This is a genomic window from Bradyrhizobium diazoefficiens (genome assembly GCF_016616885.1).
GTDB classification, from domain to species: Bacteria; Pseudomonadota; Alphaproteobacteria; order Rhizobiales; family Xanthobacteraceae; genus Bradyrhizobium; species Bradyrhizobium diazoefficiens_F.
The window spans coordinates 586,908-612,480 of the sequence record NZ_CP067102.1 but is presented as its reverse complement, the minus strand read 5'-3'; the positions used below and the strand labels follow the sequence as shown (position 1 = coordinate 612,480).

At 64.8% G+C, this 25,573-nt stretch carries 25 protein-coding genes; 12 read left to right on the top strand and 13 right to left on the bottom strand.

The window, feature by feature from the left end; translation table 11 throughout:
• Nucleotides 1-180: 180 nt before the first annotated feature.
• Together JJC00_RS02860 and JJC00_RS02855 are read left to right on the top strand one after the other, a co-directional pair.
• Nucleotides 181-600, top strand: a complete 420-nt coding sequence (locus JJC00_RS02860) for a response regulator (protein ID WP_200471254.1) — start codon at nucleotides 181-183, stop codon at nucleotides 598-600.
• A complete protein-coding gene (locus JJC00_RS02855; RefSeq protein WP_200471253.1) occupies nucleotides 578-4,174 on the top strand; it encodes a PAS domain S-box protein in 3,597 nt (1,198 codons plus the stop codon). The genes JJC00_RS02860 and JJC00_RS02855 overlap by 23 nt, the downstream gene beginning before the upstream one ends.
• Nucleotides 4,175-4,309: 135 nt before the next feature.
• Here JJC00_RS02855 and JJC00_RS02850 read toward each other — a convergent pair whose 3' ends face one another.
• Nucleotides 4,310-4,945, bottom strand: a complete 636-nt coding sequence (locus JJC00_RS02850) for a response regulator transcription factor (RefSeq protein ID WP_027533503.1) — start codon at nucleotides 4,943-4,945, stop codon at nucleotides 4,310-4,312.
• A gap of 163 nt (nucleotides 4,946-5,108) precedes the next feature.
• On the opposite strand from JJC00_RS02850, the gene JJC00_RS02845 reads away from it, so the two are divergent.
• A complete protein-coding gene (locus JJC00_RS02845; RefSeq protein ID WP_200471252.1) occupies nucleotides 5,109-5,426 on the top strand; it encodes a hypothetical protein in 318 nt (105 codons plus the stop codon).
• A 54-nt stretch (nucleotides 5,427-5,480) separates the two neighbouring features.
• Here JJC00_RS02845 and JJC00_RS02840 read toward each other — a convergent pair whose 3' ends face one another.
• The 6 genes from JJC00_RS02840 to JJC00_RS02815 all read right to left on the bottom strand — a co-directional run bounded on the left by JJC00_RS02840 (nucleotide 5,481) and on the right by JJC00_RS02815 (nucleotide 11,210).
• A complete protein-coding gene (locus JJC00_RS02840; RefSeq protein WP_200471251.1) occupies nucleotides 5,481-5,984 on the bottom strand; it encodes a response regulator in 504 nt (167 codons plus the stop codon).
• Nucleotides 5,985-6,124: 140 nt separating this feature from the next.
• Complete coding sequence (locus tag JJC00_RS02835) at nucleotides 6,125-6,442, bottom strand: PilZ domain-containing protein (RefSeq protein WP_200471250.1); 318 nt, start codon at nucleotides 6,440-6,442, stop codon at nucleotides 6,125-6,127.
• Between the two features lie 2 nt (nucleotides 6,443-6,444).
• The gene (locus JJC00_RS02830; protein ID WP_200471249.1) at nucleotides 6,445-7,311 is read right to left on the bottom strand and encodes a CheR family methyltransferase; all 867 of its coding nucleotides are present in this window, start codon (nucleotides 7,309-7,311) and stop codon (nucleotides 6,445-6,447) included.
• A gap of 34 nt (nucleotides 7,312-7,345) precedes the next feature.
• A complete protein-coding gene (locus JJC00_RS02825; protein WP_200471248.1) occupies nucleotides 7,346-7,735 on the bottom strand; it encodes a response regulator in 390 nt (129 codons plus the stop codon).
• A 36-nt stretch (nucleotides 7,736-7,771) separates the two neighbouring features.
• Nucleotides 7,772-8,242 carry a chemotaxis protein CheW gene (locus JJC00_RS02820; RefSeq protein WP_200471247.1) on the bottom strand — a complete coding sequence of 157 codons (471 nt, stop codon included), beginning with the start codon at nucleotides 8,240-8,242 and terminating at the stop codon, nucleotides 7,772-7,774.
• A gap of 22 nt (nucleotides 8,243-8,264) precedes the next feature.
• Nucleotides 8,265-11,210 carry a hybrid sensor histidine kinase/response regulator gene (locus tag JJC00_RS02815; RefSeq protein ID WP_200471246.1) on the bottom strand — a complete coding sequence of 982 codons (2,946 nt, stop codon included), beginning with the start codon at nucleotides 11,208-11,210 and terminating at the stop codon, nucleotides 8,265-8,267.
• Between JJC00_RS02815 and JJC00_RS02810 the strand changes: the two genes are divergently transcribed.
• From JJC00_RS02810 to JJC00_RS02790, 5 genes are all read left to right on the top strand, one after another.
• Nucleotides 11,209-11,508, top strand: a complete 300-nt coding sequence (locus JJC00_RS02810) for a hypothetical protein (RefSeq protein WP_200471245.1) — start codon at nucleotides 11,209-11,211, stop codon at nucleotides 11,506-11,508. The genes JJC00_RS02815 and JJC00_RS02810 overlap by 2 nt on opposite strands.
• Nucleotides 11,509-12,070: 562 nt before the next feature.
• Nucleotides 12,071-12,310, top strand: coding sequence for a hypothetical protein (locus JJC00_RS02805; RefSeq protein ID WP_349643529.1), 240 nt, complete (start codon nucleotides 12,071-12,073; stop codon nucleotides 12,308-12,310).
• A 123-nt stretch (nucleotides 12,311-12,433) separates the two neighbouring features.
• Nucleotides 12,434-13,129: a Crp/Fnr family transcriptional regulator gene (locus JJC00_RS02800; protein ID WP_200473960.1), complete on the top strand. Its 696-nt coding sequence runs from the start codon at nucleotides 12,434-12,436 to the stop codon at nucleotides 13,127-13,129.
• Between the two features lie 146 nt (nucleotides 13,130-13,275).
• A complete protein-coding gene (locus JJC00_RS02795) occupies nucleotides 13,276-13,653 on the top strand; it encodes an Hpt domain-containing protein (protein WP_200471244.1) in 378 nt (125 codons plus the stop codon).
• 98 nt (nucleotides 13,654-13,751) lie between these two features.
• Nucleotides 13,752-14,000 (top strand): hypothetical protein, encoded by a 249-nt coding sequence (locus JJC00_RS02790; RefSeq protein WP_200471243.1) that lies wholly within the window; start codon nucleotides 13,752-13,754, stop codon nucleotides 13,998-14,000.
• 41 nt (nucleotides 14,001-14,041) lie between these two features.
• On the opposite strand, the gene JJC00_RS02785 is transcribed toward JJC00_RS02790, so the two are convergent.
• The gene (locus tag JJC00_RS02785; RefSeq protein ID WP_200471242.1) at nucleotides 14,042-14,662 is read right to left on the bottom strand and encodes a LuxR C-terminal-related transcriptional regulator; all 621 of its coding nucleotides are present in this window, start codon (nucleotides 14,660-14,662) and stop codon (nucleotides 14,042-14,044) included.
• 340 nt (nucleotides 14,663-15,002) lie between these two features.
• On the opposite strand from JJC00_RS02785, the gene JJC00_RS02780 reads away from it, so the two are divergent.
• The 3 genes from JJC00_RS02780 to JJC00_RS02770 all read left to right on the top strand — a co-directional run bounded on the left by JJC00_RS02780 (nucleotide 15,003) and on the right by JJC00_RS02770 (nucleotide 18,430).
• Nucleotides 15,003-16,166, top strand: coding sequence for a hypothetical protein (locus tag JJC00_RS02780; protein ID WP_200471241.1), 1,164 nt, complete (start codon nucleotides 15,003-15,005; stop codon nucleotides 16,164-16,166).
• A 340-nt stretch (nucleotides 16,167-16,506) separates the two neighbouring features.
• The gene (locus tag JJC00_RS02775) at nucleotides 16,507-16,932 is read left to right on the top strand and encodes a hypothetical protein (protein ID WP_433996480.1); all 426 of its coding nucleotides are present in this window, start codon (nucleotides 16,507-16,509) and stop codon (nucleotides 16,930-16,932) included.
• Between the two features lie 283 nt (nucleotides 16,933-17,215).
• A complete protein-coding gene (locus tag JJC00_RS02770) occupies nucleotides 17,216-18,430 on the top strand; it encodes an EAL domain-containing response regulator (RefSeq protein WP_200471240.1) in 1,215 nt (404 codons plus the stop codon).
• A 12-nt stretch (nucleotides 18,431-18,442) separates the two neighbouring features.
• Here JJC00_RS02770 and JJC00_RS02765 read toward each other — a convergent pair whose 3' ends face one another.
• Complete coding sequence (locus tag JJC00_RS02765) at nucleotides 18,443-19,303, bottom strand: DMT family transporter (RefSeq protein ID WP_200471239.1); 861 nt, start codon at nucleotides 19,301-19,303, stop codon at nucleotides 18,443-18,445.
• Between the two features lie 162 nt (nucleotides 19,304-19,465).
• Here JJC00_RS02765 and JJC00_RS02760 point away from each other — a divergent pair, with 162 nt between their 5' ends.
• On the top strand, nucleotides 19,466-20,833 hold the full coding sequence (locus JJC00_RS02760; protein WP_433996540.1) for a PLP-dependent aminotransferase family protein: 1,368 nt from the start codon (nucleotides 19,466-19,468) through the stop codon (nucleotides 20,831-20,833).
• Here JJC00_RS02760 and JJC00_RS02755 read toward each other — a convergent pair.
• From JJC00_RS02755 to JJC00_RS02740, 4 genes are all read right to left on the bottom strand, one after another.
• Nucleotides 20,830-21,426 carry a GDYXXLXY domain-containing protein gene (locus JJC00_RS02755; RefSeq protein WP_200471238.1) on the bottom strand — a complete coding sequence of 199 codons (597 nt, stop codon included), beginning with the start codon at nucleotides 21,424-21,426 and terminating at the stop codon, nucleotides 20,830-20,832. The two genes, JJC00_RS02760 and JJC00_RS02755, sit on opposite strands and share 4 nt — an antisense overlap.
• Nucleotides 21,423-22,694: a DUF2157 domain-containing protein gene (locus JJC00_RS02750; RefSeq protein ID WP_200471237.1), complete on the bottom strand. Its 1,272-nt coding sequence runs from the start codon at nucleotides 22,692-22,694 to the stop codon at nucleotides 21,423-21,425. The genes JJC00_RS02755 and JJC00_RS02750 overlap by 4 nt, the downstream gene beginning before the upstream one ends.
• Nucleotides 22,695-22,855: 161 nt before the next feature.
• Nucleotides 22,856-23,836, bottom strand: a complete 981-nt coding sequence (locus JJC00_RS02745) for a Bug family tripartite tricarboxylate transporter substrate binding protein (protein ID WP_200471236.1) — start codon at nucleotides 23,834-23,836, stop codon at nucleotides 22,856-22,858.
• Between the two features lie 31 nt (nucleotides 23,837-23,867).
• Nucleotides 23,868-25,508, bottom strand: a complete 1,641-nt coding sequence (locus JJC00_RS02740; protein ID WP_246774071.1) for an FAD-dependent oxidoreductase — start codon at nucleotides 25,506-25,508, stop codon at nucleotides 23,868-23,870.
• Nucleotides 25,509-25,573: the final 65 nt, after the last annotated feature.

Here is a 25,573-nt window from a genome sequence, read left to right as displayed (position 1 = left end):
CCACCGCGGTCATCTGCACGCAAACATGCATATGGCCTGCACTCAACTAATGGCCCGGCGACCCACTTCGCCGCAGCCGCGAAGCCTTGCAGACAGGGCACAATCCGCGCAACAATTTCGCATTTGTTGCTTTGATTTGGGTCGCAGGGAACCCACCTGCCCGATCCGGAGGTCTTTGACGTGGCCAACATCCTGATCGTGGATGACGACCCGGCCGTCCAGCTAACGATCCGGCTGCTCCTGGAGCGGGCCGGTCATCACGTGACGGTCGCAGGCGACGGCCGCAAGGGGCTCGCCCTGTTCGGGGGCAGCCGGTTCGACATGCTATTCCTCGACATCTTCATGCCCGGCATGGACGGGCTGGAAACAATGCGCCACGTCCGGGCGCTGCAGCCGAAGATCCCGATCGTCGTGATTTCGGGCCGGTCGACCACGCCGGACGCCCATGCCGACCCGGACTTCCTGAAGATGGCGACCAGGCTTGGCGCGGTCGCGAGCCTGCAGAAGCCGTTCCGGGCCGACGCGCTGCTGGCGGCGGTCGACGGCTGCCTGAAGACGGGCGAGTCGGAGGAGCCCGATGTCAGCACCGGCCGCCGATGACAAGGATCTTCGTTCCGTTCCGGGCCAGACCAGGCGCGGCCGTTCGGGACGCGGTGCGAATGTTCCCATGACGCTCGCAACTCGGCTCACGATCGCGATGATCCTGCTGGTGGCGGTGACCGTGGCCGCAGTCGGTTGGTTGGGCTATCGCAACACCACCCAAGCCGTCATTCCGCGGGTCCTGGAACGCGTCGAAGCCCAGTCACGCCTGCTGGCGACCAATCTTGAATCCTACGTTGCCGGAGCCCGCGGCGATCTGCTCGGCTATCGCTCCGCCGCAGCCATCAATGGCCTGATCCGCGCCCACATCGGAGGCGGCGTCGACGCTCTCGACGGCGTTTCGGAGCAGACCTGGCGCGAGCGCATCGCAGCGCGGCTCGCGGCCGAGATCGACGCCAAACCCGGCTACGGGCAGTTTCGAATCATCGGCGTTGACGACGGCCAGCGCGAGCTGGTCCGCGTCGAGCGTTCCGGCCCGACTGGAGCAGCACGGATCGTCCCCAATAGCGAACTGGAGCGCAGGAGCGAGCGAACCTACTTTCAGGACACGATTCGACTGGCGCCGGGCGAGATCTATGTTTCTCCGATCGATCTCGCCAGCCGCCAAGGGGGGACCACGGACCTTCACATTCCGACGTTGCGGGTCGCGACGCCGCTGTTCACGCCGGACGGCAAGCCGTTCGGCATCATCATCGCCAATATCGACATGCGCGCGGCACTGGACGGCGTCCGCTCGACCGCGGGCGCCGGGAGCGAAATCTACGTCGTAAATGCGCGCGGCGACTATCTCGTCCATCCCGATCGCGCGCAGGAATTCGGCTCATTGCACGGCCACGCCACCGACTGGCGCCAGGACTTTCCATTTTTTGCAGCCCTGGCCGGCAAGCTCGAAGGGTCCACGCATCTGACGGCCGACAAGTCGGGCCGGCCGAGCGGCGCGGCGATCGCGCCGGCGCTGCTTGCGGGCAAGGAGTGGTTCGCGATCATCGAAACGATCCCCCCGCCCGTGTTCGGCCGCGTGCCGGCGGCCATTCAAAGGACCTCCTTGCTCGTCGGCTTACTTGCCGTGTTCGCCGCGGCTGCGCTCGCGGTGCTGCTGGCGCGCTCTTTGACGCGCCCGATCGGGCGCCTGACCAAAGCCGTGGAGGCTATCGGCAGCGGACGGCCGGCGGACATACCCGTCGATGCCAGTGGCGAGACCGGCGCGCTGGCGCGGGCCTTTGCCCGGATGGTCGAAGAAACGCGATCGAAAGCCGCCGCGCTCGAACGCGAGGTGCAGGAGCATCGTCGCACCGAAGCCGCGCGAAGCCATCATGCGGCGCGCGAGCTCTTGTTCAGCGCCGCCGTCGAATCATCCGACGATGCGATCGTGATGCAGTCCCTCGACGCCATCATCACGGGCTGGAATCCGGCCGCCGAGCGCCTTTATGGCTATTCGGCGAATGAAGCGATCGGGAAATCCACCTCGATCATTGTCCCGCCCGAGCGCCGCGAGCAGGGCAAGGACTATTTGAAGAGGATCGCCCGGAGCGAGCCGATCGAACGCTTCGAGACGGTGCGGCTGCGCAAGGACGGCACGCCGGTCGAAATCTCGCTCAGCCTGTCGCCGATCAGGGGGCCTTCGGGCGAGATCATCGGCGCCTCCGGTTCCGCGCGCAGTCTGACCGAAGCGCGACGCGCGGAGCGGGCGCTACAGCAGCAATTGGAGGAGCGGCGGCAGCTTTTCGACACCTCGCAGGATCTGATCATGATCATGAGCTCGCACGGCGAGATCGCGCAGATCAGTCCGAGCAGCGAGACCATTCTCGGCTACAAGCCGGACGAAATGATCGGCCGCAGCGGCGTCGATTTCATCCATCCCGCTCACCTCGATCAATCCCGCGAGGAGATGCGCGCGCTCCGGCGCGGCGGACATCCGAAGCTCGCCGATACCCGCTGCTTACACAAGGACGGCCGCGAAGTCTGGCTGTCCTGGCTCGGCAACTGGTCGGATCAGGCCAAGCGCTTCTTCTTCGTCGGGCGCGACATGACCGAGGCGAGGCACGCCGCCGAATCCTTGCGTGACAGCGAGCAGCTTGCGCGCAACATCGTCGAGACCGCGCTCGACGCCTTCGTCCAGACCGACGATCGCAGCACCATCCAGAACTGGAGCTCGCGGGCCGAGGAGCTGTTCGGCTGGCGGCGCGACGAGGCGTTGGGCAAGAACGCGGTCGACCTGATCGTTGCGGAAAGCGAGCGCGACAGGGTCAAGGCCGGCCTCGCCCGCTTCCTCGAATCCGCGGACGGCCGGACCCTCAACCGCCGCCGCGAACTCATGGTTCGCCGCCGCGACGGCAAGGAGTTCAAGGCTGAACTCAGCGTCACGGCGCTGAGGCGCCGCGAGGGCATCCTGTTCAACGTGTTCTACCGCGACCTCACCGACAAGATCGCCTCCGAGGAGCGCATCCGCCACGCCGAGAAGATGGAGGCGGTGGGCCAGCTCACCGGCGGCGTGGCGCACGATTTCAACAACATCCTCACCGTCATCACCGGAACGATCGAGATCCTCGCAGAGGCCGTGGCCAAGGATCCGGGGCTTGCCGCGATCACGAAGATGATCGACGAGGCCGCCGGCCGCGGCGCCGAGCTGACCCAGCATCTGCTCGCCTTCGCACGCAAGCAGCCGCTCCAGCCGCGCGAGATCGACATCAATTCGCTGATCGTCGACACGGCAAAGCTGTTGCGGCCGACGCTGGGCGAGCAGATCCAGATCGAATCCGTGTTCGAGGACGAAAGCTGCGTCGCGGTCGTCGATCCAAACCAGCTCACCACGGCGATCCTCAACCTCGCGCTCAACGCGCGCGACGCGATGCCGGGCGGCGGCAAGCTGATCGTGGAGACGGGCGGCGCCTATCTCGACGAGGTCTATGCCAGCGTCAACGACGTCCGGCCGGGGCACTACATGCTGATCGCGGTGAGCGACACCGGCACCGGCATTCCAGCCAACATGCTGGCGCGGGTGTTTGACCCCTTCTTCACCTCGAAGGGCCCGGGCAAGGGCACCGGCCTCGGTCTCTCGATGGTCTACGGCTTCATCAAGCAGTCCGCGGGCCACATCAAGATCTACAGCGAGGAAGGCCACGGCACCACGATCAAGATGTATCTGCCGCCTGGCAAGACACCGACGGCCGTCGCCGATGGCGTGATGCCGGCCTCGATCGAGGGCGGACACGAGACCATCCTCGTGGTCGAGGACGACCGGCTGGTGCGCGACTACGTGCTGGCCCAGCTGCATTCACTCGGCTACGTCACCCTGCAGGCCGCCAATGCCGCGGAGGCGCTCACCATCGTCGCGAGCGACAAGCCGTTCGACCTGCTGTTCACCGACGTGATCATGCCCGGCAAGATGAACGGACGGCAGCTTGCCGACGAGGTGTTGAAGTCACGCCCCGATCTCAGGGTGGTCTACACCTCAGGCTATACCGAGAACGCGATCATCCACCACGGCCGGCTGGATACAGGCGTGCTGCTGCTGGCGAAGCCCTATCGCAAGTCCGATCTGGCGCGGATCATCCGCAAGGCGCTGAACGGGTGACATTTGGGAGTCATTCCGGACGCACCTAGTGCGATCCGGAATCTCGAGATTCTCAGGTGCGCAATCGCGCACCATAGTTCGATGCTCCGCATCGCCCAGGAATGACGAAAGAAATGTCCGCGATGCAACCGAGCCTTACGACGCGCGCTGGGCCGCGGTCATCACGATCCGGATCAGGTCGGCGGCATTGCGGGCGCCGAGCTTCTTCATGATGTTGGCGCGGTGATCCTCGATGGTGCGCGGGCTGATGCCGAGGGTACGACCGGCCTCCTTGTTGGAGGCACCGGCAGCGAACTGCTCGAGCACCTCGCGCTCCCTGCGGGTCAGCGGCTCACGTCCGGGGAAATGCAGCGAGCCGAATTTCGGCGACGCATTCTCCGACTGCCGGCGTGCATAAGCGCCGATCGCCTCGTCCAGCCGGCCGACGATCTCGCTGCCGCGGAACGGCTTCTCGATGAAATCGAGCGCGCCGCTCTTGATGGCGCCCACCGCCATCGCAATGTCGCCCTGGCCGGAGATCATGAAGATCGGCGCAGGATAGTCTTCGCCGTGCAGCTCCTTGAGAATATCGAGGCCCGACTTTCCCGGAATGTGCACGTCGAGCAGAACGGCGGCCGGCGTGCGGCTTCGCGCAACGGAGAGCAGTGCTGCGCCGTCCGCAAAACAGATCACCTCATAACCCGCCGCCTTCAACACCATCGACAGGGTGTCGCGAACAGCCGGGTCGTCATCGACCACGAAGATCTCACCACGGGAGGTTTGTTCGACCATGTGCCATGTCCATTCGCCAAGTCGATTGCCAAGTACGTCCGGCATTCAAGGACTCGCGTCCGCGCCTAACGTTATGGCTTTCGGCCCACCGCATTTGTACGGGACATGAACTTAACGCACAAGTAGCGCTGAGGTGCCTTATTGCGGGGGAGGGAAAATATCCATGCTAAATTATGCCGGCACACCCCCACTCGCCGCGATGGCTGAAACCGACAGCCGTCAGCTGATCGCAGCCGAACTTCGTTCCCTGATCGCGCGCATCGAGATCAGTGTACGTCTGATCGACGCTGCCATGACCTCGAAAGATATGGAGCCGGACGACGATAGCGCTATCTTGAGTGCTATCTCGGGTTCCACCGAGATCGTCGTGCTCGACGACGTCACGCCCCGTTATGCCATGGCGAGTGCTGCCCTCAACACCTGCCGGGCGGAGCTCGGCCACGCCCTTCAAAAGCTGTCGGAATCTGGCGACGCCGCGTAGGCCGCAATCGGCGCGGCCGATTTGCCTCAGCCGATTGCATGGCAGCTCCGCGCCTCAGGCGCGGTGCCGCTCCACGATCGCGTCAGTCGCGACGCCGCCCCAGGTATGGATCGTCGGCAGGCCCATCGCCGTCTTGCCGAGATTGGCGAGGCTGATGCGCAGCGCAGCAAGATCCAGCGGCTTCGGCAGGCTCTGAAGTTCGATCCCGACGGAGCGGGCGAAGCTGCGGGCGGCACTGCGGCGCTTGCCGTCCATGCCGCTGATCACGATCACGGAGCCGGTGAATTTCGCCGCCGCCATCTCGCGCAGCACGTCGACGCCGTCGCCATCCTCCAGCACGAGATCGAGCGTCACGCAGTCGAAACGCGCCGCGCGCAGCTTTTCGATGGCTTCCGCAACCGATGGTGCGACGGCGACTTCGTGGCCGGCCTGCTTGGCGGCAACCGTGATCAGGCTGCGCTGCGTGGCGTCGTCATCGACCACCAGGAGCTGAAGCGCGCGCCGCTCGGCGACGTCGGGCAGGTTTGACGGGATGGGGGAGAGAGAGCTTCTTGGCATGGCCGGACCCTGAAATTGCGACCGGCCATTGATACACGGTACGCGCTTAGGCCACGTAAAGCGGCTGAAGCAAATTCACCCGGTTGTTTCAGCAAATATAAAGCAACGCGTCCGGAGCGGCGATCGCAGCTGCGCGCGGATCAGGCCGCGGCATCATGGCCGCCGGCCGCGCCGCGCTTCTTGCGGTTCTTGCCGCGCAGGAACTGGATGTCCATCTCGGCGCCGTTGACGCGCACCAGCTCGCAGCGGCGATAGGCAAGGCCGGTGGACGACAGCAGCAGGAAGAACTCCTTGAGGTTCAACCCCTGGATCGAGCCTTCCACCGTGAGGATGGCATCGGTGTCGGAAATCGCATTGAGGGTGCAGTCGCGCCGCCACGTGCCGTCGATGGCCATGATGCAGACATCATAACCCCGACTGAATGTGACGCGCTCTGCGCCCTTGCCATCCTCGGCCATTCTTATCGTCCTGCCATCGCCGCCAACCGCGGCGCCGGGGCGACGGCCGCCGCCGCACGTGGATCGTTCGGCTTGTAGAGGCCACGGCGATCCACAATCGGCTTGAACGTATCTGTCAGTCCGACCACGGTTTCGGCCGCGCCGAGCACCAGGAAGCCGTCGGGCTCGATCTGGCGGGCCAAGCGGTTGAAGATGTTGATCTTGGTTTCCTGGTCGAAATAGATCAACACGTTGCGGCAGAAGATGACGTCGAACGTGCCGAGGTGGGAGAAATCCTGCAGCAGATTGAGCTGCCGGTGCTGGATCATCGCCCTCAGCTCGGGGTTGATCTGCCAGGTTTCGCCATTCGGCTTGAAGTACTTCACCAGATGCTGAATCGGCAGGCCGCGCTGCACCTCGAACTGGCTGTAGACGCCGGCCTTTGCCTTCTCCAGCACTTCCTGTGAGAGATCGGTCGCGATGATCTCGACGCGCCAGCCGGTCAGCGCCGCGCCCATCTCCTTCAGGGTCATCGCAAGCGAATAGGGCTCCTGCCCGGTCGAGCCTGCGGCGCACCAGATCCGCACGCTGCGGCGGCCGGCACGGGCCTTGAGGACTTCCGGCATGATGGTGTCGCGGAAATGGTCGAACGGGACCTTGTCGCGGAAGAAGAAGGTCTCGTTCGTGGTCATGGCTTCGACCACGCTGGTGATCAGCGCGATCGAGCCGCCTTGCAGCTTCTGCACGAGCTCGGGGATACCGGACAGCCCGGCCTTGCGCGCCAGCGGCAGCAGGCGGCTTTCGATCAGATATTGCTTGTCGGAGGACAGGTCGAGACCGGAGCGCTCTTTCAACAACTTACGCAGATACTCGTAGTCGGGCGAATTCACAGGGTACCTCTTGACGCTACTGGCAGGTGTATTTTCAGACAGCTGTCTCTTCTTCGCGTTCGATCAGCCCGACTTCCTGGAATTTCGCCATCACGATGTCCTTGTCGAATGGCTTCATGATGTACTCGTTGGCACCGCCGCCCATCGCCTTGGTGATGTGGTCGATGCCGGTCTCGGTGGTGCAGAACACGACCTTGGGCTCTTCGCCGCCGGGCATGCGGCGCAGCGTGCCCAGGAACTGGAAGCCGTCCATGACAGGCATGTTCCAGTCGAGCAGGATGGCTTCCGGCATTGCCTTCTTGCAATGGACCAGCGCCTCGACGCCGTCTTCCGCTTCAATGACTTGAAAGCCCAGCGACTCGACGATGCGACGGGCGACCTTGCGAACGATGCTGGAATCGTCAACCACCAAACAGGTCTTCATCTTGGTTCTCCGGCTTTAAATCTCTTTCGTGGAAGTTCAGGCCGCCATCATCTCGGGCGCGAGCTCGAGGACGCGATCGACATCGAGGACGACCATGAGCTGACCGTCGAGACGGTGGACGCCGCCGGCGAGCTTGGCCATGCGGGGGTCGAGGTTGACCGGGTTGTCTTCCTTGCCGTCTTCGGACAGGCGCAGCACTTCGCCGATCTGGTCGATCAGGAGGCCATAGGATTCACCGCGCATGTCGACGCCGACCGCCATCGCCGTCTTGCCGTCTTCCGGCTTGGGCAGGCCGAGCCGGGCGCGCATGTCGACCACGGTGACGATGCGGCCGCGCAGGTTCAACACGCCCGCGATCTCGCGCGAGGACAGGGGGACGCGGGTGACGCGCTCGGGCATGAACACGTCCTGGACGCGGGAGATCGGCAGGCCGAACAGCTGGCCGCCGATCATCGCGGTGACGTACTCGACCATGGCGCCTTCGCCGGTTTGCATCTTCTTGCTCATATCGTGTCTCCTCAGGTCCGGCTCAGGCCGCTGCCCGGCTCAGATCGGAGGCGCCGGCGGCGCCCGCGGTCTGTTCCTTCAGCGCCGCGATCAGACCGGGACGGTCGAACTTGGCGACATAGTCGTGGAAGCCGGCCTGACGGCCGCGCTCGATCGCGGCCGGCGACACCAGCGCCGAGAGGCCGATGATCGGCATCGCGCCCAGATTGCTGTCGGAGCGGATCACTTCCGCAAACTCGAACCCGTTCATGTCGGGCATCTCGATGTCGGTCAGGACCACGTCGAAGCTCTGGGCGCGGAGCGCTGCCAGGCCCTCCTGCGCGGTCGGCGCGGTGCGGACGCGGTAGCCGGCGGCCTTGAGCACCGGCGCCAGCATGTTGCGGAAGAAGGCTGAGTCGTCGACCAGCAGCACCGCCTGCGAGTGCATCGACGGCTTCATCTCCTTGCGGGTGAACCAGTCGGCGAACGCCATCGGCAGGAAGTGGCCGACGTCGATCACCTCGGTGGCCTGGCCCTTGATCACGGCCGAGCCCAGGATGCCGCTAGCCGAGCCGCCGACCTCGATGTTGAGCCGCTCCTCGACGATGTCGATGATCTCGTCGACGACGAGACCCATGGAGCGGCCGTCATCGGCGAACACCAGGATCGGTTGCGCGCCCTGGGACGCGATGGTGACGCTCTCCATCGCCACCAGCGGCATCAGCTGCTCGCGGTACTGCACCATGTAGCGGCCGTTGGAGAACTCGATCTTGTCGGCCGGAAGCTCTTCCAGACGGGTGACGAGCCCGAGCGGAACCGCCTTGGGCTGGGACGAGCCGGCGCGGAACACCAGCAGCGAGGTGGTCTGCTCGCCACTTCCGATGTGGTGCGCACCATTGTCGTCGGCCATGTCATGGGCCGAGGAGCCGGCGGCGCCGAGCGCCTTGGCAATGCCGTTGGGGTCGATGATCATGATGACCGCGCCATCGCCCAAAATGGTATTGCCCGAGAACATGTCGATGTGACGGAGCTTCGTCGACATCGGCTTGACCACGATCTCTTCGGTGTGGAACACGCCGTCGACGACGATGCCAAAAGTCTGGCTGCCGACCTGCGTGACCACGATGAAGCCGTTCTCGGGATCGGAGGCGGCACCGTCGTCGATCTTGAGGAGCTTCTTCAGATGGATCAGCGGCAAGAGCTTGTTGCGCAACCTGAGGACGGCCGTGTCCTTGATCCGCTCGATGCGGTGCTCCGAGTTGGCGCGGGCGCGCACCAGCTCGACCACCGAGAGCTGCGGGATCGCAAAACGGTCGCCGGCGGCCTCCACGATCAGCGCCGAGACGATCGCCAAGGTCAGCGGGATCTTGATGGTGACGGAGGAGCCCTCGCCGGCGACCGACTTGATGTCGATGGTGCCGCCGATCTGGTCGATATTGGTGCGGACCACGTCCATGCCGACGCCGCGCCCCGACACCGAGGTGATGGCGGCCGCGGTCGAGAAGCCCGGGGCGAAGATGAACTTGTGGATCTGGGCTTCCGACATCTTCTCCAGCTCAGCCTCGGTGACGAGACCTGAGGAGATCGCCTTGGCCTTGATCCTCTCGGTGTTGAGGCCGCGGCCGTTGTCGGCGATGCAGATGATGATGTGGCCGCCCTCGTGATAGGCGGAGAGACGGATGGTGCCCTGCTCGCCCTTGCCGGAGGCCAGACGCTCGGCGGGGGTCTCCAGGCCATGATCGGCGGAGTTGCGCACCATGTGGGTGAGCGGGTCCTTGATCAGATCGAGCACCTGGCGGTCGAGCTCGGTGTCGGCGCCGTGCATCTCCAGATCGATCTGCTTGCCGAGCTCGCTCGAGAGGTCGCGGACGATGCGGGGCAGCTTCTGCCAGGCATTGCCGATCGGCTGCATGCGCGTCTTCATGACGCCTTCCTGCAGCTCGGCGGTGACGTTGGAGAGACGCTGCAACGGCACCTTGAACTCGGTGTCCTCGTTGCGCCGTGAGATCTCCAGCAGCTGGTTGCGGGTCAGCACCAGCTCGGAGACCATGGTCATCAGATGCTCCAGCGTATCCACGTTGACGCGGATCGACTGGTTGGCGACGCGGTCGCCTTCGGCGGCCCCCTCGTCGGCCATCGACTTCTTCGGCGCGGCCTTCTCCTTGGGCGCCTTCGCAGCTTCCTTGGCAGTTTCCTTCACAGCTTCCTTGGCAGCGGGGGCCGGCGCTTCAGCAGCCGGCGCGGGCTGAGCCTTCACTTCAACCTTGGCGACCGGCGCGGGCACCGGCGCTTCGATCGCGGTCTCGCGGAAGGCGCGCTCGAGATCGTCGAGCGAGACCTCGCCCGGACGCAGCGGACGCTCCAGGGTCTGGTCGATCAGCGTGCCCGTGCTCATCGCTTTGGCGGGCGCGGGCGCCGCGGCGGCGGGCGCTTCCGGCACCAGCGGCGGCGCTTCCGCAACGGGCGCGGCGGCACCGGCTGAGGCGATCGGCTGCGCCGAGCCTGAGGCGATCGGCTGCGCCGACGCTGACGGCATCGGCTGCGCCGAGCCTGACGGCATCGGCTGCGCCGAGCCTGAGGCGATCGGCTGCGCCGACGCTGACATAGCCGCCATGCCCTGCTCGACCATCGCTTCGAGCTTGTCGATGAGATCGCGGTCGTTGCCTTCGGGCTCGGCTTCGGTCGCCTCGAGCCCTGCGAGAATTTCCTTGATGCGGTCGATCGAGGACAGGATCAGCGTCACCGCCGGTCCCGTCACCGGCATGCCGTCGCGGAACTTGCCCATCAGCGTCTCGCCGGCATGCGCCAGCGCTTCAAGCCGCGGCAGCCCGAGGAAGCCGCACGTACCCTTGATGGTGTGGACCAGGCGGAAGATGTTATCCAGGATCTTGGCGTTGTTCGGCTCCTGCTCGAACTTCACCAGCTGATTGTCGACGGTGTCCAGGCTCTCGCTGGTCTCCGTCAGAAACTCCCGCAACAGATCATCCATGAACTACGCCTTGACTGAGCTGGACCTCGACGCCTGCGCCGCGCTTGGAGTCGGCGGAAGTCCGCTCCCTAGATCGTTAGACAACCCATTTCACGGTCCCGTTAATTTCATCCTCCGTGCTAATACGGATATTGAAGCGAAGTTTGCTGTTCGACCGCGCGAGGCTGCGGTTGTCGGCAAATCCCGCGCGCGGCATCGGGCCGGATTCGCAACAGGTAAACGCGCCGATAACAGCGGCATGACATGCGCAAAAAAATCCCGCCAAAATGGGGAGATATGCACGGTTCGCGCGAATTGACTCAAATCACGCGCGATCGGAATCGCGTGTGCGACCGTCTCTCGATGTTGTGCTGAGGCTCACAAGGACTGCGCTCGCGGTAAACGGACTCTTACCTCACGAGCGTCGCGGACAATAACGCCGTGTTCGTACGAATTTCTCGTTTCCGCGATTCCGCGCGCACAGTCGGCCGTGCGAACGGGACGAACGCAAGATCTGCGGCCAGGCTACGCAATGGCGCGAAGCGATTGCTGATGGCTGAAAAGGATCGACGAAGAAGCAAAATGATGCGGATCGGCGGACGACCGACGGACATGCGGATGCAATGTCTGCGATCGATTGCGCGCTTCCAGCTCATGAAGTCCCCCTTGCCGCTCATTCCCGGCCAATGACACAGGACTGGCACGCCGGTCGCACGCACGAATCAGCACGCAGTTCCTTTTTCTATTTCCGCCGCAAATGCGGCAAGCTGTCTGCCCCTCAACGGGTATATGGACAACAACACAACCATTAAGATAGATTTATTTTGGCGGGCAAACCAGATGTCGGCGCCGACGTCCCGTCGAACGCTGGATGATCCTGCATGATCGCAAGCGGACCACCGCCCAACCGATTGCTGCAAATGCTCGACGCTGCCGACTTCGACATGTTGCGTCCTCATCTCATCACGATTGAATTGGTCAGAGAGGCTGTCTTGGGTGAAGCAGGCGCAGCGCTGCGACACGTCTACTTTCCGCACGATGTTACTTTCCGCACGATGTGCCGACTGCATGCCGGTGTGCACACCAATCGGCATCAAGCGATGGGGGGACCGCAGCCGTGACCAATGAACCAATTGCCAAAATATCCCGCCGCGAACATGATGGAACTTACCCGTGCAGGAAATAGCGGATTCGGTGGCGGGCGTTCCACCGGCGGGATGAGACGGGAGGCAGATTTGGAAACGATGGTACGCCCATCCAACGGTTTCCTGTCGGCACTGTCGGCAGACGATTATGAATTGATCCATGCACATCTGCGCACGGTCGACCTGCCGCACGACGCCGTGCTGGTCGAAACCGGTGAGACGCTCGAGCGCGCCTATTTCCCGCACCGTGGCGTGATCTCGCTGGTCGTGAAACTTGCCAAGGGCGAGCATGTGCAGGTGGCCATGGTCGGCCGCGGCAGCCTGCTCGGGACACTCTCGACCATGGGCGATGCCGAAGCGCTGAACACCGCGGTCGTGCTGGTTCCCGGCGTCGCGTCGGTAATGGACCTCGACCGGCTGCGCATCGCGGCCGAACAGAGCTCCACCCTGCGGACGCTGCTGACGCGCCACGGGCTCGCGGTCTACGCGCAGGTGCAGCAGACGGCGGGCTGCAACGCGGCGCATCCGGTGGAGGCGCGGCTGTCACGCTGCCTGCTGCACACCCATGATCTGTCGGGCGACTACCGGTTGCTGCTGACCCAGGAGGCCATGGCGCAGATGATCGGGGCGCGGCGCAACAGCGTGTCGCTGGTCGCCAATACCTTGCAGCAAGCCGATTTCATCCACTACAGCCGCGGACACATCCAGATCCTCAATCTGGATGGGCTGCGCCAGACGGCGTGCGAATGCTATGCCACGGTCAAGGCCCAGTACGACCGGCTGCTTGGGCCCTGAGGCGCGCGCGGGCGGTCGGATGGTAAAGCAAGTGCTTAATCCCGCCTGCAAACACCGCACATCTCGTGACCAGAACCGAAATCGAAATGGCGTAGGTGTCCCGGACGCCTCGCACCCGCGACGCGCAGCACGGGGACCGGAACGCCATGTTCGACGCCGCTTTCGCGCCCGCGCAGGGCGCGCTCGATACCGCGCCCCTGCGCGAGCCCGGCGCGTTCAACGTGCTGGTGCGCGAGATCGGCGAGGACGGCGCCCGTGAAGTGCGCGCGGTGTTCTGGAGCGAGACGAGCGCGCGGCTCGAGCTGTTTCATACGCTCGGGCTCGGCCAGCATCGTGGCCGGATCGCGCGCGAGGCGCATTCGCTGAAGAGCACGGCCACGACGTTCGGCTATGTCAGGCTCGCGACGCTGGCGCTGCGGCTCGAGAGCACCGCCGACACCCTCGACGACGCCGAATTCAGCGATCTGCTGCGGCAGATGGATGAGGCCTTCACCGCCGCGAAGGCGCAGGAATCGCTGGGCTGACCATCCCCACCTGCACCCCGCCGTACTTATACGGTTTGCAATTTTCACCGATGACTAATCATAGGTGGCGATAGTCGCCGGAAACCAGGAGGGTTTCCATGTTCACCTATGAGACTGCGGATCAGAAAGAGGTCCGTCGCTTCCGCATCGCACAGTTCAACGGCCGGATGGCCACGGTGAAGGCGGGCGAATCCACGGTGACGGGTTTTGTCCGCTCGGTGCTGGAGCAGGATTCGACGATCCCGCCGCGCTGGACCATCACCATCATCCCGAATGCGCCGAAGGAAGAGCCGAAGGCATTGCGGCCCAATTCGCGCGTGCGCCCCTTTGCCGAAGACTATTTTTAGGCACGACCGCGCCGCCGCGAAGGCGCCGCGAGACCACAGCCTCAATCGATCGAATGCAGCAGCGCCGCGCGGACGAGGTCCGCGGTGTTGCGCGCGCCGAGCTTGCGCATCGCTTCGGCCCGATGACTCTCGAAGGTGCGCGGGCTGATCTGCATCCGCAGCGCCCCCTGCTTGTTCGAAAAACCTTCGCTGATCAGCCGCAGCACTTCACGCTCACGCCTGGTCAGCCGCTTGCCCGACAGGCTCGACAGTTCGGAGCCCGTCCCGCGCGGCGCCGGCAGCGCGCGGCCGGCCTTCATCTCGGCATCCTCGGTCGTGGGCGGCGCAGGCAACGCGCCCTTGTGGGAGCCGGCGAGCTGCTTGACCAGGCCGCAGACGCGCTCGGTCTGCGCCAGTGCATTCTGCACCACCTGCTGCAAATAGGCGCGGTCAGCCGAAACAGGCGCGAGCTGGTCGCTGTGGTGCTTGATCTCGCCCATGTAGAGCAGGAGTGCGGTCAGCGGACCGTTGAGCTCGCGGGCGATGGCCGCGGCCATCTCGTCGGCCGCCTTGGCACGGGCGGCGTTCAGCCGGACGAAATCCAGCTCTTCGGCCGGAGCAGTGCTGCTTTCGAACCATTCCGACGGCCGCGAATCAGCAACCGTATCGTTCTGTGACCCCATGTGACTCGTTTAGCGGAACCGGGGGCGATCTGTGATTAACTTTCTGCTCCGTAAGACTACGGTAATTTTGTCAGTTCTGTGCCGAAAAGCCGGCATCGGCACAATTTGTGCTTGCATCCCCGCATGGTTGGCTCTGTCAGGGTTGATATTCCTGCCTAAATCGCAGGCAGAACGGCAAACGCCTTCTTAACGATCGCTGCCGCGCCCGCCCGCGGCGCCCCCGGATTTTACCGATAAATTAACGGCGACCTGCTTCTCTTTGTCACAATTGAGAGCGCGCAAATGCCTCCATGCATTGGGCCGGAAGGCCTGCTGGAATCGTTGCGAGAGATTGCGTGCCATGGACGAGGTCGACGAGCTTTCGGAGTTCCTGCAGAAGCTGACGCCGCTGTCGCGCAGCTGTCTGCTCAGCGAACTCGAGCGCCTCGAACTGTGCGGCATCGACATGCCGGGCTCGGCCAGCGTCCAGGCCAAGCTGCGCGCCGAGTTCCGCAAGGACGGATCGGCCCAGGCGCGCGCCACCAGCCCTTCGCGCTACTTCTTCGCACCGCTCGAGCTGCTGCTGATCGACGGCGCGCCCGAGCACGCCAATGCGGGACGCATCTCGCGCAACACGCTCACCCCGATCTGGGAATGGATCTGCCGTGATCTGCTGCCGACCATGGCCCGCGACTACGTCAAGGCGATCAACGACCAGGTCACCGCCAACAATCCCAAGGAAGCGCTGAAGATCGCGACGACCTTTCAGGTCAAGGTCGTCAAGGTGCTCGAGAACACGCTCGCTTCGGCCGAGAGCACCGAATTCGCGCGCGGCAAGCTCGCGCAATACACGGCTTCGCGCACCGCCTTCGACGACGTGAAGAAGATGCAGCAAGTGCTGCGCGCCGGCAGCGCGCTGCCCAAGTTCAACGAGAAGCTGCCCGAGACCATCACGAAATTCGACGACGGCCAGGTCGCCCAGATCACCGCGCAGCTCGACGCCTTCAGGAGGGCCAATGCCGATGCGCTGCCCTTTGCACTGACGCTGGTGGCGAGGCGCCTGAAGACATTCTGGCAACTCATATACCTTGCGACCAAGGCGGCCGCGAGCAAGAGCGCTGCCGAGGTTGCCGCGGCGCCCTATGCCTGCGTCGTTCCCATGGTGCTCGACCGGCTCGACGACAAGCGCATCGCCCTGCGGATCGCACTCCGCCACAACCGTTTCCTCGTCGCACGCGACCTGCTCACCGAAATCTACGACGCCGAACATGCGCTCAAGCTTCGCATCGACGGCATCGAGCAGAGCCAATGGGGCGTCCGGCTTCAGCAACTGATGGACGCCATTGCGGCGCTCGTGTCGGCCGAGGTCAGCCGCTTCCCCGCCAATGTCGGTCACATCCTGGGATCACGCCGGCTGCGCAGCCAAGAGACGCTGGGCGGCAAGCTGAGCTATCTGGCCTGGAAGGGCCGCGACGCCGTGCAGGACGGCGCGGCGGCGCTCCGCAAATTGATCGGGGCCACCTGATTCTCCTTGGGGCTATTCGGGCGCGTGCGGCAGGCACAGGAAGCGATCGAGAAATCGCCCTGACATGACGAACCTGAACCACCAATAGATCATCCGCCGCGTCGTCATAGCTGCAATCCCTAACAGCCCACCACCGGCTAGTCGGACCAATAGCGCAGGTGTCGCAATACGCATGTGAGGTGCTTCACACTTGTCGGCTCGGCAGCCGGGCGAGTTGTCGCATAACTGTCACGCGCGACGCCGGAACATGCGCGCATCGCGCGAAAATGAATTCGTGGACGGAACCTGTCGCCCCTATTCTCCGATGCATCGCATGCTGCATTGAAAAAGGACACTGGCGATGGGATCGATCCGACTGATGTTGACGGTGATGGCGTGGCTCATGGGAGCGTACGTGCTCACTTCGCCAGCGATGGCGCAGACGGCGCCGCCTCCGGGCAACGCCGCGCCGACCGCCGACAATGCCGTCCTGCTCACCGTATTCTTCAAGCACGACCAGTCGCGTCCGCTCAGTGAGCTGAATGCGCAACTCGACAAGCAGGGCTTCCGCAAAGCCTTTCCACCGGCGGGCGTAGAGGTCGTAAGCTGGTACGTGATGATGGGCATCGGCCAGGTGGTCACGCTGCGGCTGCCGGCCTCGCGGCTGCGCGAGGTCAACCGCATCATCGAGGACACGGCGTGGGGCCCGTACCGCACCGAGTTCTATCCGACCTATGACTACAAGCCGGTCGGCATGGCCGAGCACGACAAAGCCGCAGCCAATTGAGGCGTCCATTATTCAATTGGGCGAAGCGCGCGCAGCTTCGTCCAATTACAGGACACGGCCGCGCCCGCTGCCGAACTTCACGTTCGGGAAAATCTTGCATGATTGTCGCACGCGGATGCGCAGTGCGCCGACAGACGTAAAAACTTCTCGAACGAGATCCGAACAATTTTAGAAATGATGGGGGCTTTAACGTTACCCAGATAATTCAACAATCGACCGAAGCCCTCCTTATTTGAAACTGCTCCCATCGCTAACACCGGTCGCGGAACGGGAGTGGTTTGCGATGAACGATGAAATTGTAGAGCTCGCCGGACGAAGGCCCAAAACCTTCGGACGGCGAAAAGTAACGCCGCGCGCATGTGTCGCCGACGGCAAGCGCCATCTGCGCGCGTTTCTCGCCGAGGTGCTGGAGGATCTTGGCTTCGTCACCAGCGAATGTGCCAGCGCCGACGAGCTGAAGACCGTGCTCGCCGGCGAGCTGCCGGATCTGATTCTTTTCGGAGTCGCCGCAGACGGCATCGAGCCCGGCACATTTCTGGAAACGCTGGTGCGCGAGGCCTTCGACGGCAAGGTCCTGACCGTCGGCGCCCGCGAGTCGATCATCGTGAAGGCCGTGCAGCAGGTCGGGGAGGAATATGGCCTCGCGATGCTGCCGCCGCTCACCACGCCCTTTGCCGCGGAGACGCTGCGCGATCGCGTCGCGATGCTGCTGCCGGACGAGCCGGCGCCGAGCCCGGCCGTGCACGTCGGCGAGGCCCTGCATGCCGGCTGGCTCGAGCTCTGGTACCAGCCCAAGATCGACGCGCGCACGCTGATCCGCTGCGGCGCCGAGGCACTGGTGCGGATGCGCCATCCGACCTGGGGCGTGGTGCCGCCGGCCTATTTCATCCCCGAAGAGCACGATCCGCATCTGCGCGATCTCTCGGAGTTCGTGATCGAACGCGCGGTGCAGGACTGGCACTATCTGCTGGAGCGGCAAAGCCAGGTCGATCTCTCGATCCACCTGCCCACATCGTATCTGAAGGAACCGCAGGCCGTGCGCGACCTCTGCCGCCGCGTGCCGACGCATCCTGCGTTCGGCGGATTGACGATCGAGATCAACAGCGAGGAAGCGATCCGCGATCTCGAGCTCCTGACCGAAATCTCGCGCGAGATGCGCCTGCACAATATTGGCCTGTCGATCGACAATCTCGGCGCCAATTGGCCGTCGCTGATGGATCTCGACAAGATCCCCTTTATCAAGCTGAAGGCCGACCGCCACTTCGTGACCGGCAGCGCCAACGACCGTCTCAAGCGCACGGTGTGCCGTCACATCGTCGAGCTCGCTCAAGGCTATGGCGCACGCGCTGCCGCCCAGGGCATCGAGAGCCGCGCCGACCTCGTCGCAGCGAATGAGCTCGGCTTCGATCTTGTGCAAGGCTTCCTGTTCGGAAAGCCGATGCCGCTCAAGAAATTTGCGCGGAGCTCGCTGACGCGGACGGTGATGGATCAGGCGTGATGCGCGAAAGCCTCAGGCATACCGCCGCGCGAAGAAGACGCAGACGACCACGAGCGCGGTCGCGACGATCATGCTCCATGCGACCGGCTCGTGCAGCAGGAAGCCGGCCAGTGCGAGGCCGAAGAAGGGCTGCAGCTGTTGCAACTGGCCGACGCGCGCGATGCCGCCGATTGCGAGGCCGCGATACCAGAAGATGAACCCGACGAACATGCTGAAGATCGAGACATAAGCGAGCCCGATCCAGGCCGGCGCACCGACGCTGCTCCATGTCGACGGCCAGGACCAGATCATGACGGGCAGCATCAGCGGCAGCGCCAGCAGCAACGCCCAGGAGATCACCTGCCAGCCGCCGATCCGGCGCGACAGCGCAGCACCCTCGGCATAGCCGAGCCCGCACAGCACGATCGCGGCCACCATCAGGAGATCGCCGGTGACTGATGCGGTGCCGTCATTCGAGAGGGCAAAGCCTGCCACCGTGGCGCTGCCGAGAATTGCGAACAGCCAGAACAGCGGCTGCGGCCGTTCGCCGCCACGCAGCACGGCGAAGACCGCGGTCGACAGCGGCAGCAGGCCGATGAACACGATCGAATGCGCCGAGGTGATGTGCTGGAGCGCCAGCGCCGTCAGCAAGGGGAAGCCGACCACGACGCCGATGGAGACGATGGTCAGCGAGGCGAGATGCCTGCGTTCCGGCCAAGCCTGGCGCAGCAGGCCGAGCACGGCCGCGCCGATCAGCGCCGCAATGATTGCTCGCGCCGACGTCAAGAACAGCGCCGAGAAGCCGCCGACCGCGACGCGCGTCGCCGGTAGCGATCCGCTGAAGATGATGACGCCAAGAAGCCCGTTGCCCCAGCCGCTGCCCGCAGGTTGCATGTCCGTCCCACTTCCTTGAGTTGCGATCTTCGGGCTCCGGCGGTGGCGAGACCAGTGACAATCCAGTACAATCTGGCGAAACTGTATGGGTTCAGAAGGTCGTACACTTTGGACAGCGAGGCGCATTCGAAGGGTCGCGGCGGCACCCGGACCATCGACGTGATGAGCGCGATCCGCGCCAAGATCGCCGGACGCGCGCTCGGTGCCGGCGACCGCCTGCCGTCGATCCGCAGCCTTGCCGCCGTGATGGGGGTCTCGCCGTCCACGGTGGTGGAAGCCTATGATCGCCTCGCCGCCGAGGGGCTGATCCGCGCTCGCCGCGGTTCCGGCTTCTATGTGTCACCGACGGTCACGCCGCCGTTCGCCTTGACCGAGGTCGAGCCGCGCCGCGACCGGGCGGTCGATCCGTTCTGGGTCTCCAGGCAATCGCTTGATGCTGACGCGGCCGTGCCCAAACCCGGTTGCGGCTGGCTGCCACCGGAGTGGATGCCGGAAGCGGCGCTGCGGCGCGGCACCCGCGCGCTTGCCCGCACCGACGCGAGCGTGCTGACCAATTACGGCTCGACATCCGGCTCGCTCGCGCTGCGCCGGCTGCTGCTCGCGCGCCTCGCCGAAGACGAGATCGAGGCCTCGATCAGCCAGCTGATGCTGACGGGTTCGGGCACGCAGGCAAGCGACCTGATTTGCCGCTTCCTGCTTCGTCCCGGCGACACCGTGCTGGTCGACGATCCCTGCTACTTCAATTTCCGTGCGCTGCTGCGCGCGCATCAGGCGAAAATCGTAAGCGTACCCTACACGCCGTCGGGCCCCGATGTCGCGCGCTTCGAGCAGATTCTTGGCAGCGAGCGGCCACGGCTCTACATCACCAATTCAGCGCTGCACAATCCGACCGGCGCGACGCTCTCGCTTCAGACCGCGCACCGGCTGTTGACCGCGGCCGCCGCGCACGATCTCACCATCATCGAGGACGACATTTTTGGCGACTTCGAGCCGGAGCGATCGCCGCGCTTGGCCGCGCTGGATGGACTGAACCGCGTGATCCGGATCGGCAGCTTCTCCAAGACGCTGTCGGCCTCGGTGCGCTGCGGCTACATCGCCGCGCGCGCCGATTGGGTCGAGCATCTCGTCGATCTCCAGGTCGCGACCAGTTTTGGTGGCCCGAGCCCGGTCGCAACCGAGATCATCGCGAAAGTCCTGGCCGGCGGCGGCTACCGCAAGCACATGGACGAGCTCAGGCAAAAGCTCACGCGGACTCGTCGAGAGATCGCGCGAAAACTCGGGGCGTTGGGCATCGAGCCATGGCTGATACCGCGCGGCGGCTTCTTCCTCTGGTGCCGCCTCGCCGACGGGCAGGATGCCACAGCGGTTGCGCGCGCCGCGCTCGAACAGGACGTGGTACTCGCGCCGGGCAATGTGTTCAGCGTGTCGCAATCGGCGTCGAATGCCATGCGGTTCAACGTGGCGCATATGAGCGATCCGCGGATGTGGGACGTGCTGCGACGGGCGTTGAAGGCGCGGCCCAGCCGCTAGTACCACGGCTCTTCATAGACCGGCTCGCCGTCGAGCAGCAACCGCTTGATGGCGGCGCGGCCCGAGGGCAGCACGGCGGCGACGACGCGCAGCTTCTGCTGGTTGCGGGCCTGCTCGAGCTTCTTGCCCTCGCCTTCCGGCACGAAATAGCTTTCGAGGCCGTATCTGATCTGCAGCTTGTCGCAGAAGGTGCGGCTGGTCGAGCCGCAGGAGTAAACGATGCGGCCCCGGATCAGCACCTCAGGCGCCGTGACCGTCACAGGCTCCGCATGCACGGAAACGGCCTGATAGAGGCCGTTGGCATCAGGCGCGAGCTTGACGAACATGACGGGATTGCGCTCGGCCGTCGGCTGCCCCGCGAGCGCACCTGCCGCCACTTGCGAAATGTCGTAGCCGAGCACGACATAGTCGCCGCGCAAGAGATCGCGGGGATCGACGGGCCGGGTCTGCAAGGTCACCTCGGTACCCTCGCGCAGGATCCGTACGCGATCGGCGACCATCAGAACCAATATCGCGCATTGAAGCAGGATGGCGGCACCGAACAGCACGGCTTTCGGGAGGCGGGCCCAGAATTTTGTGATCGACCCGATCATCGCGTGGCCCTCGGCAGCGCGCGATTGAGCGCGGTTGCGAATGCGACGGCGACGACGCCAGTCACCGCCAGGAAGGCCGAGCGGCGCAGCAGCGAGCCCTTCACCGCCCAGGTGATCGCAGCGATGACGCCGGCGATCCCGAGCCAGCCAGCAACGATCCTTGGACGCACATCATCGAGCACGCCGGAGACGACGAGGCACAGCATGGCGCAGAGCAGCGCGGCATAAGCGAACCATGGATCACCGGTTCGGCCTGCAGGCCAGAGCGGAGCCGCGAGCAGCACGAGCCCGATCGCACATGCGGCCAGGACTTCGCCGGGACGCCTGGTGATGCCGGCGGACGCGAGCGCAAGCATCACGCCTGCGATCCCGCACAGAATTGCCCATAGCGGCTGAGCCGGCGCCGTGCCGGTCCGAAACCGGAAGAGGTCAACGACCGTTGTCACCTCCAGGAAGGCGACGACGGCCAGCGAGAACGCGCCGTAGGCCGCCAGGACGGACCCAAGCCGGAGCGCCCGCGGCGACGGCGCCGCGGCGATCGCGAGCCCGGCGCCGAACAGCAGGGCCGCGCCGTTCGCCAGCACGAAGGTTGGCTGGGCAGCGTCGAAGTCGTAGCGAAGCGACGTCGCGATCCACCATGGAAGCACCGCGATCGCAACGAGGTGAGCGGCGACCCGAGAATTCCACGCGAACGCGACAGCGGCGGCAATGAGCCAGAGCACCGCGAACTGAAGGTGAAGGGCGTCCGGCGCATCATAGACGCGCATGCAGGTCCAAATGCAGGCGGCGGCAAGCCCGACTGCGAGTGCGCCGCGCGAGCCGGTCAGCAGCGCTGCGGCGAAGGCGCCGATCGACCACAACAGCATGCCGCCGGCAAAATCGTCGCCGAGATGATACATCTGGCCGACCAGAGCGATGCCCGCGCCGAAGATGATGGCGCCGATGCTCGCGCAGAGATCGGCGAGAACAATCCGGCCTGTCGCGGCGAACCACGCGCCAAGACCGCCGGCGACGATCATGCCGGCAAGCAGAATCGCAAAGCGCAGCAGCCGCGCAATCTCGGTCCAGTGCGCCGCGACGAAGGCGAGGAATGCGGCCGCGATCAACAGGCCGCCGACGATGGCAACGACAACCGCGATGTTGATGCCCGGCGAAAGCGGCGGCAGCGCATTGCGAATGGACGCGGCGGCCGCCGGCGCAATCACGCCATCGGCCTCCCACTGCGCAAGATCAGTTTCGAGGCGCTGTCGGTAAGTTTTATCGAACATCGTCGTTGAATCACTGGCTCCCTGCCGGCCGCGGAAGATTGGTCGGACCGCGCCGGTGACAGGTTCAACCTATCACCGCTCCGGTACATATCCACAATTCCAGGAATATTCCGCCAGGATCTGAGGCGATCTGGAGAAGCCGGATTGACGTGAGCTCGGGGCTAGTTCGCCTTGATGCCGGCCTCGCTGATGAGCTTGCCCCATTTCGTGCTTTCGCTCTGAATGAAGCGGCCGAACTCTTCCGGCGATGTCGGTGCGGGCTCTGCGCCGAGGGTCCGGATCTTCTCGGCCACCGACGGGTCCTTCAGGGCCTTTACGAAGGCCTCATTCAACCTGGCAACGATGCCGGGAGGCGTGCCTGAAGGAGCGACCAGCCCGAACCAACCGACGGATTCGAAGCCGGCAATGCCGCTCTCGGCGAGCGTCGGCACCTTGGGCAGGGATGGAACGCGGCGTGCCGACGACACGCCGATCGCGTTGAGCTTGCCGTCTAGGATCAATTGCATTGACGCGGGGATATCCAGCACCGCGAAGGGCACGTGCCCGGCGAGAACGTCGACCGTCGCCGGCGCCGTCCCGCGATACGGCACCAGCTCCATGTCGATGCCAGCCTTCTGCGTGAACAGGGCGGCCGTCAGATGCATCGCGGTCGAGTTGCCGCCATGGCCGATCGACAGCGCGCCGGGCTTTGCCTTGGCAAGCGCGATCGCCTCCGCAACATTGTGCGCTGGAATGTCGGCCGACGAGACGAGCACGAAGGGAATTTCCGCAAGCAGCGTGATCGGCGCGAGATCCTTCGGATCGAACGGCATCGACGAATTGAGGTGCGGGTTCACCGTCAGCGCGCCCGCCGGCGCAATGCCGAGCGTGTAACCATCCGGCTTGGCCTGCGCGACAGCGGCCATGCCGATGTTGCCCCCGGCGCCGGCGCGGTTCTCGATCACCAGGCTCTGCTTGAGCTCGGCGGTAACCAGCGGCTCGAGCGCGCGGATGACGATGTCGGCGCTGCCGCCGGGCGGAAAGGTCACGATGATCTTGATCAACTGCTCGGGATAGGCCGCATCGACTGCCTGCAGCGGGAACGCCACGAGAACCGCAACGGACAGCACGGCCAGAATGCAGCGGCTTGCAACGTGAAACACATTCTCCTCCTGGGTTCTTTTTATGAGTTGCTTACGCCGCCACGCCGGAGAGACGCGCCAACAATGCCTGCGGATTTTCAGGCGCCGCCTGCCCGCGCCAAGCGATGTGCTGGTCGGGCCGCACCAGCACGAGCTTCTCGGCATAGGCGCCGTCGGCCTCGTCCGGCGCGATGTCGATCAGTGCGAGCGGAACGCCACGCGCTTCCGCGGCGGACTGCAATCGCGCCACATCGATCGCCGGATCGAACCGCAGCAGATTGTATCCCGCCCCGAATGCGTCATAGAGCGATCGCCCGTCGCGCAAGAAAACGTGCGGCGCGCGGGCGCCCGGCACGGTGGAGGGCGTGAAGCTGCCCATCGCATAAGCCGGCGGCGTCTCGCCATCATAGGCGATGATCGGCGAAGCGTCGTAGTAATAGCCGAAGTTCAATCCGGCGCAGCAATATTGCTGCACGTTGAGATCATAGGCCGCTCTCGCCAGCGCCGCGCGCGCCGCGTGGCCACGCGGCGTGTCGTCCTCGATCTCCGCCGACACACCGCCGCGCTGCGCCATCATCTTCATCGCGTGGTCCATCGCAAAGCGCGACACCTGGTCGGTGATGGGTTGGCGCTCCGCCTCGTAGGCGTCGAGGATCGACGCCTGCGCCCAGCCGTTCAGATGCGCCGCCAGTTGCCAGCAGAGATCGACGGCGTCGGCGATGCCGGCATTCATGCCATAGCCCGCATATGGCATCCACAGATGCGCGGCGTCGCCGCAGATGAACACCCTGCGGTCGCGGAAGCGATCGGCCACCAGCCGGCGCCCGACCCAGTCTTCCTTGCTGAGGACTTTGTACTCGAAACGCTCGTCAACGCCGAGGATGGCGCGGATCGACCAGTCGCGATCGACCGAATCGAACTCCGGCTCGTCGGGTTTGAGATGATTATGGATCAGCCAGCGGTCGTGACCGTCGATCGCCACCGTCGTGCCCGAGCGTCGCGGGTTGAGCGAGAGCACCATCCAGGCCGGCTTGTGCGCGCCCATCAACTCCTTCAATTGCGGCGCTTCGATAAAGGTCGATTGCACACGCTGGATCACCGGCGTTCCGGACAGGCTTGCCCCGATCGACCTGCGAACAAGCGAACGGCTGCCGTCGCACCCGATGACAAAACTGGCTTCGATGCGAAGCGTCTCTCCACTGCCGAGATTGCGCGCACGCGCGACGACGTGGTCATCGTCCTGCTCGATCTCGGTGATTTCCGTGCGCGCCAGAATGGTGATACGCGGCTGGGTGGCGGCATGAGCGAACAGGATCGGCTCGAGATAGACCTGATTGATCCGGTGCGGCGGTTCGGGCGTCGGCCACCAGGTGTCGGGGCCGCCGGTGGCGCTGTAGCGGCGCGCGCGGGAGGGGATGTCGATGCGGCAGAGCTCGATGCCGGTCGCCGTGGTCCGGTAGGAGCAATCGTTCGGGAAGTCCGCGGGCAGACCCGCGTCGCGCAGCTTTGCCGCGACGCCGAGCCTTCGGAAGACCTCCATCGAGCGCGCCGACACGTGATTGCATTTGACGTTGGGCGGATCGCCGGCGTGGCGGATCTCCGCGACGACGACGTCGACCCCGCGCGAGGCCAGATCCATGGCCGCGGTCAATCCAACGGGGCCGGCGCCCACGATCAGGACCTGTGTCCTCATGCTCATCTCCATCCCAAGGCCGCGGACTTTGCCCGCTTGCGCAGCATGCATTTTATTGCAGGCCC

Coding starts and splice junctions, on each gene's coding strand:
- JJC00_RS02750 (WP_200471237.1), bottom strand. CDS start 22,694: ATGTTCGATAAAACTTACCGACAGCGCCTCGAAACTGATCTTGCGCAG.
- JJC00_RS02785 (WP_200471242.1), bottom strand. CDS start 14,662: ATGGGGTCACAGAACGATACGGTTGCTGATTCGCGGCCGTCGGAATGG.
- JJC00_RS02855 (WP_200471253.1), top strand. CDS start 578: ATGTCAGCACCGGCCGCCGATGACAAGGATCTTCGTTCCGTTCCGGGC.
- JJC00_RS02780 (WP_200471241.1), top strand. CDS start 15,003: ATGGACGAGGTCGACGAGCTTTCGGAGTTCCTGCAGAAGCTGACGCCG.
- JJC00_RS02795 (WP_200471244.1), top strand. CDS start 13,276: ATGTTCGACGCCGCTTTCGCGCCCGCGCAGGGCGCGCTCGATACCGCG.
- JJC00_RS02840 (WP_200471251.1), bottom strand. CDS start 5,984: ATGCCAAGAAGCTCTCTCTCCCCCATCCCGTCAAACCTGCCCGACGTC.
- JJC00_RS02770 (WP_200471240.1), top strand. CDS start 17,216: ATGAACGATGAAATTGTAGAGCTCGCCGGACGAAGGCCCAAAACCTTC.
- JJC00_RS02755 (WP_200471238.1), bottom strand. CDS start 21,426: ATGATCGGGTCGATCACAAAATTCTGGGCCCGCCTCCCGAAAGCCGTG.
- JJC00_RS02825 (WP_200471248.1), bottom strand. CDS start 7,735: ATGAAGACCTGTTTGGTGGTTGACGATTCCAGCATCGTTCGCAAGGTC.
- JJC00_RS02740 (WP_246774071.1), bottom strand. CDS start 25,508: ATGAGGACACAGGTCCTGATCGTGGGCGCCGGCCCCGTTGGATTGACC.
- JJC00_RS02790 (WP_200471243.1), top strand. CDS start 13,752: ATGTTCACCTATGAGACTGCGGATCAGAAAGAGGTCCGTCGCTTCCGC.
- JJC00_RS02850 (WP_027533503.1), bottom strand. CDS start 4,945: ATGGTCGAACAAACCTCCCGTGGTGAGATCTTCGTGGTCGATGACGAC.
- JJC00_RS02800 (WP_200473960.1), top strand. CDS start 12,434: ATGGTACGCCCATCCAACGGTTTCCTGTCGGCACTGTCGGCAGACGAT.
- JJC00_RS02815 (WP_200471246.1), bottom strand. CDS start 11,210: ATGGATGATCTGTTGCGGGAGTTTCTGACGGAGACCAGCGAGAGCCTG.
- JJC00_RS02765 (WP_200471239.1), bottom strand. CDS start 19,303: ATGCAACCTGCGGGCAGCGGCTGGGGCAACGGGCTTCTTGGCGTCATC.
- JJC00_RS02810 (WP_200471245.1), top strand. CDS start 11,209: ATGAACTACGCCTTGACTGAGCTGGACCTCGACGCCTGCGCCGCGCTT.
- JJC00_RS02775 (WP_433996480.1), top strand. CDS start 16,507: ATGGGATCGATCCGACTGATGTTGACGGTGATGGCGTGGCTCATGGGA.
- JJC00_RS02805 (WP_349643529.1), top strand. CDS start 12,071: ATGATCGCAAGCGGACCACCGCCCAACCGATTGCTGCAAATGCTCGAC.
- JJC00_RS02820 (WP_200471247.1), bottom strand. CDS start 8,242: ATGAGCAAGAAGATGCAAACCGGCGAAGGCGCCATGGTCGAGTACGTC.
- JJC00_RS02845 (WP_200471252.1), top strand. CDS start 5,109: ATGCTAAATTATGCCGGCACACCCCCACTCGCCGCGATGGCTGAAACC.
- JJC00_RS02760 (WP_433996540.1), top strand. CDS start 19,466: ATGAGCGCGATCCGCGCCAAGATCGCCGGACGCGCGCTCGGTGCCGGC.
- JJC00_RS02835 (WP_200471250.1), bottom strand. CDS start 6,442: ATGGCCGAGGATGGCAAGGGCGCAGAGCGCGTCACATTCAGTCGGGGT.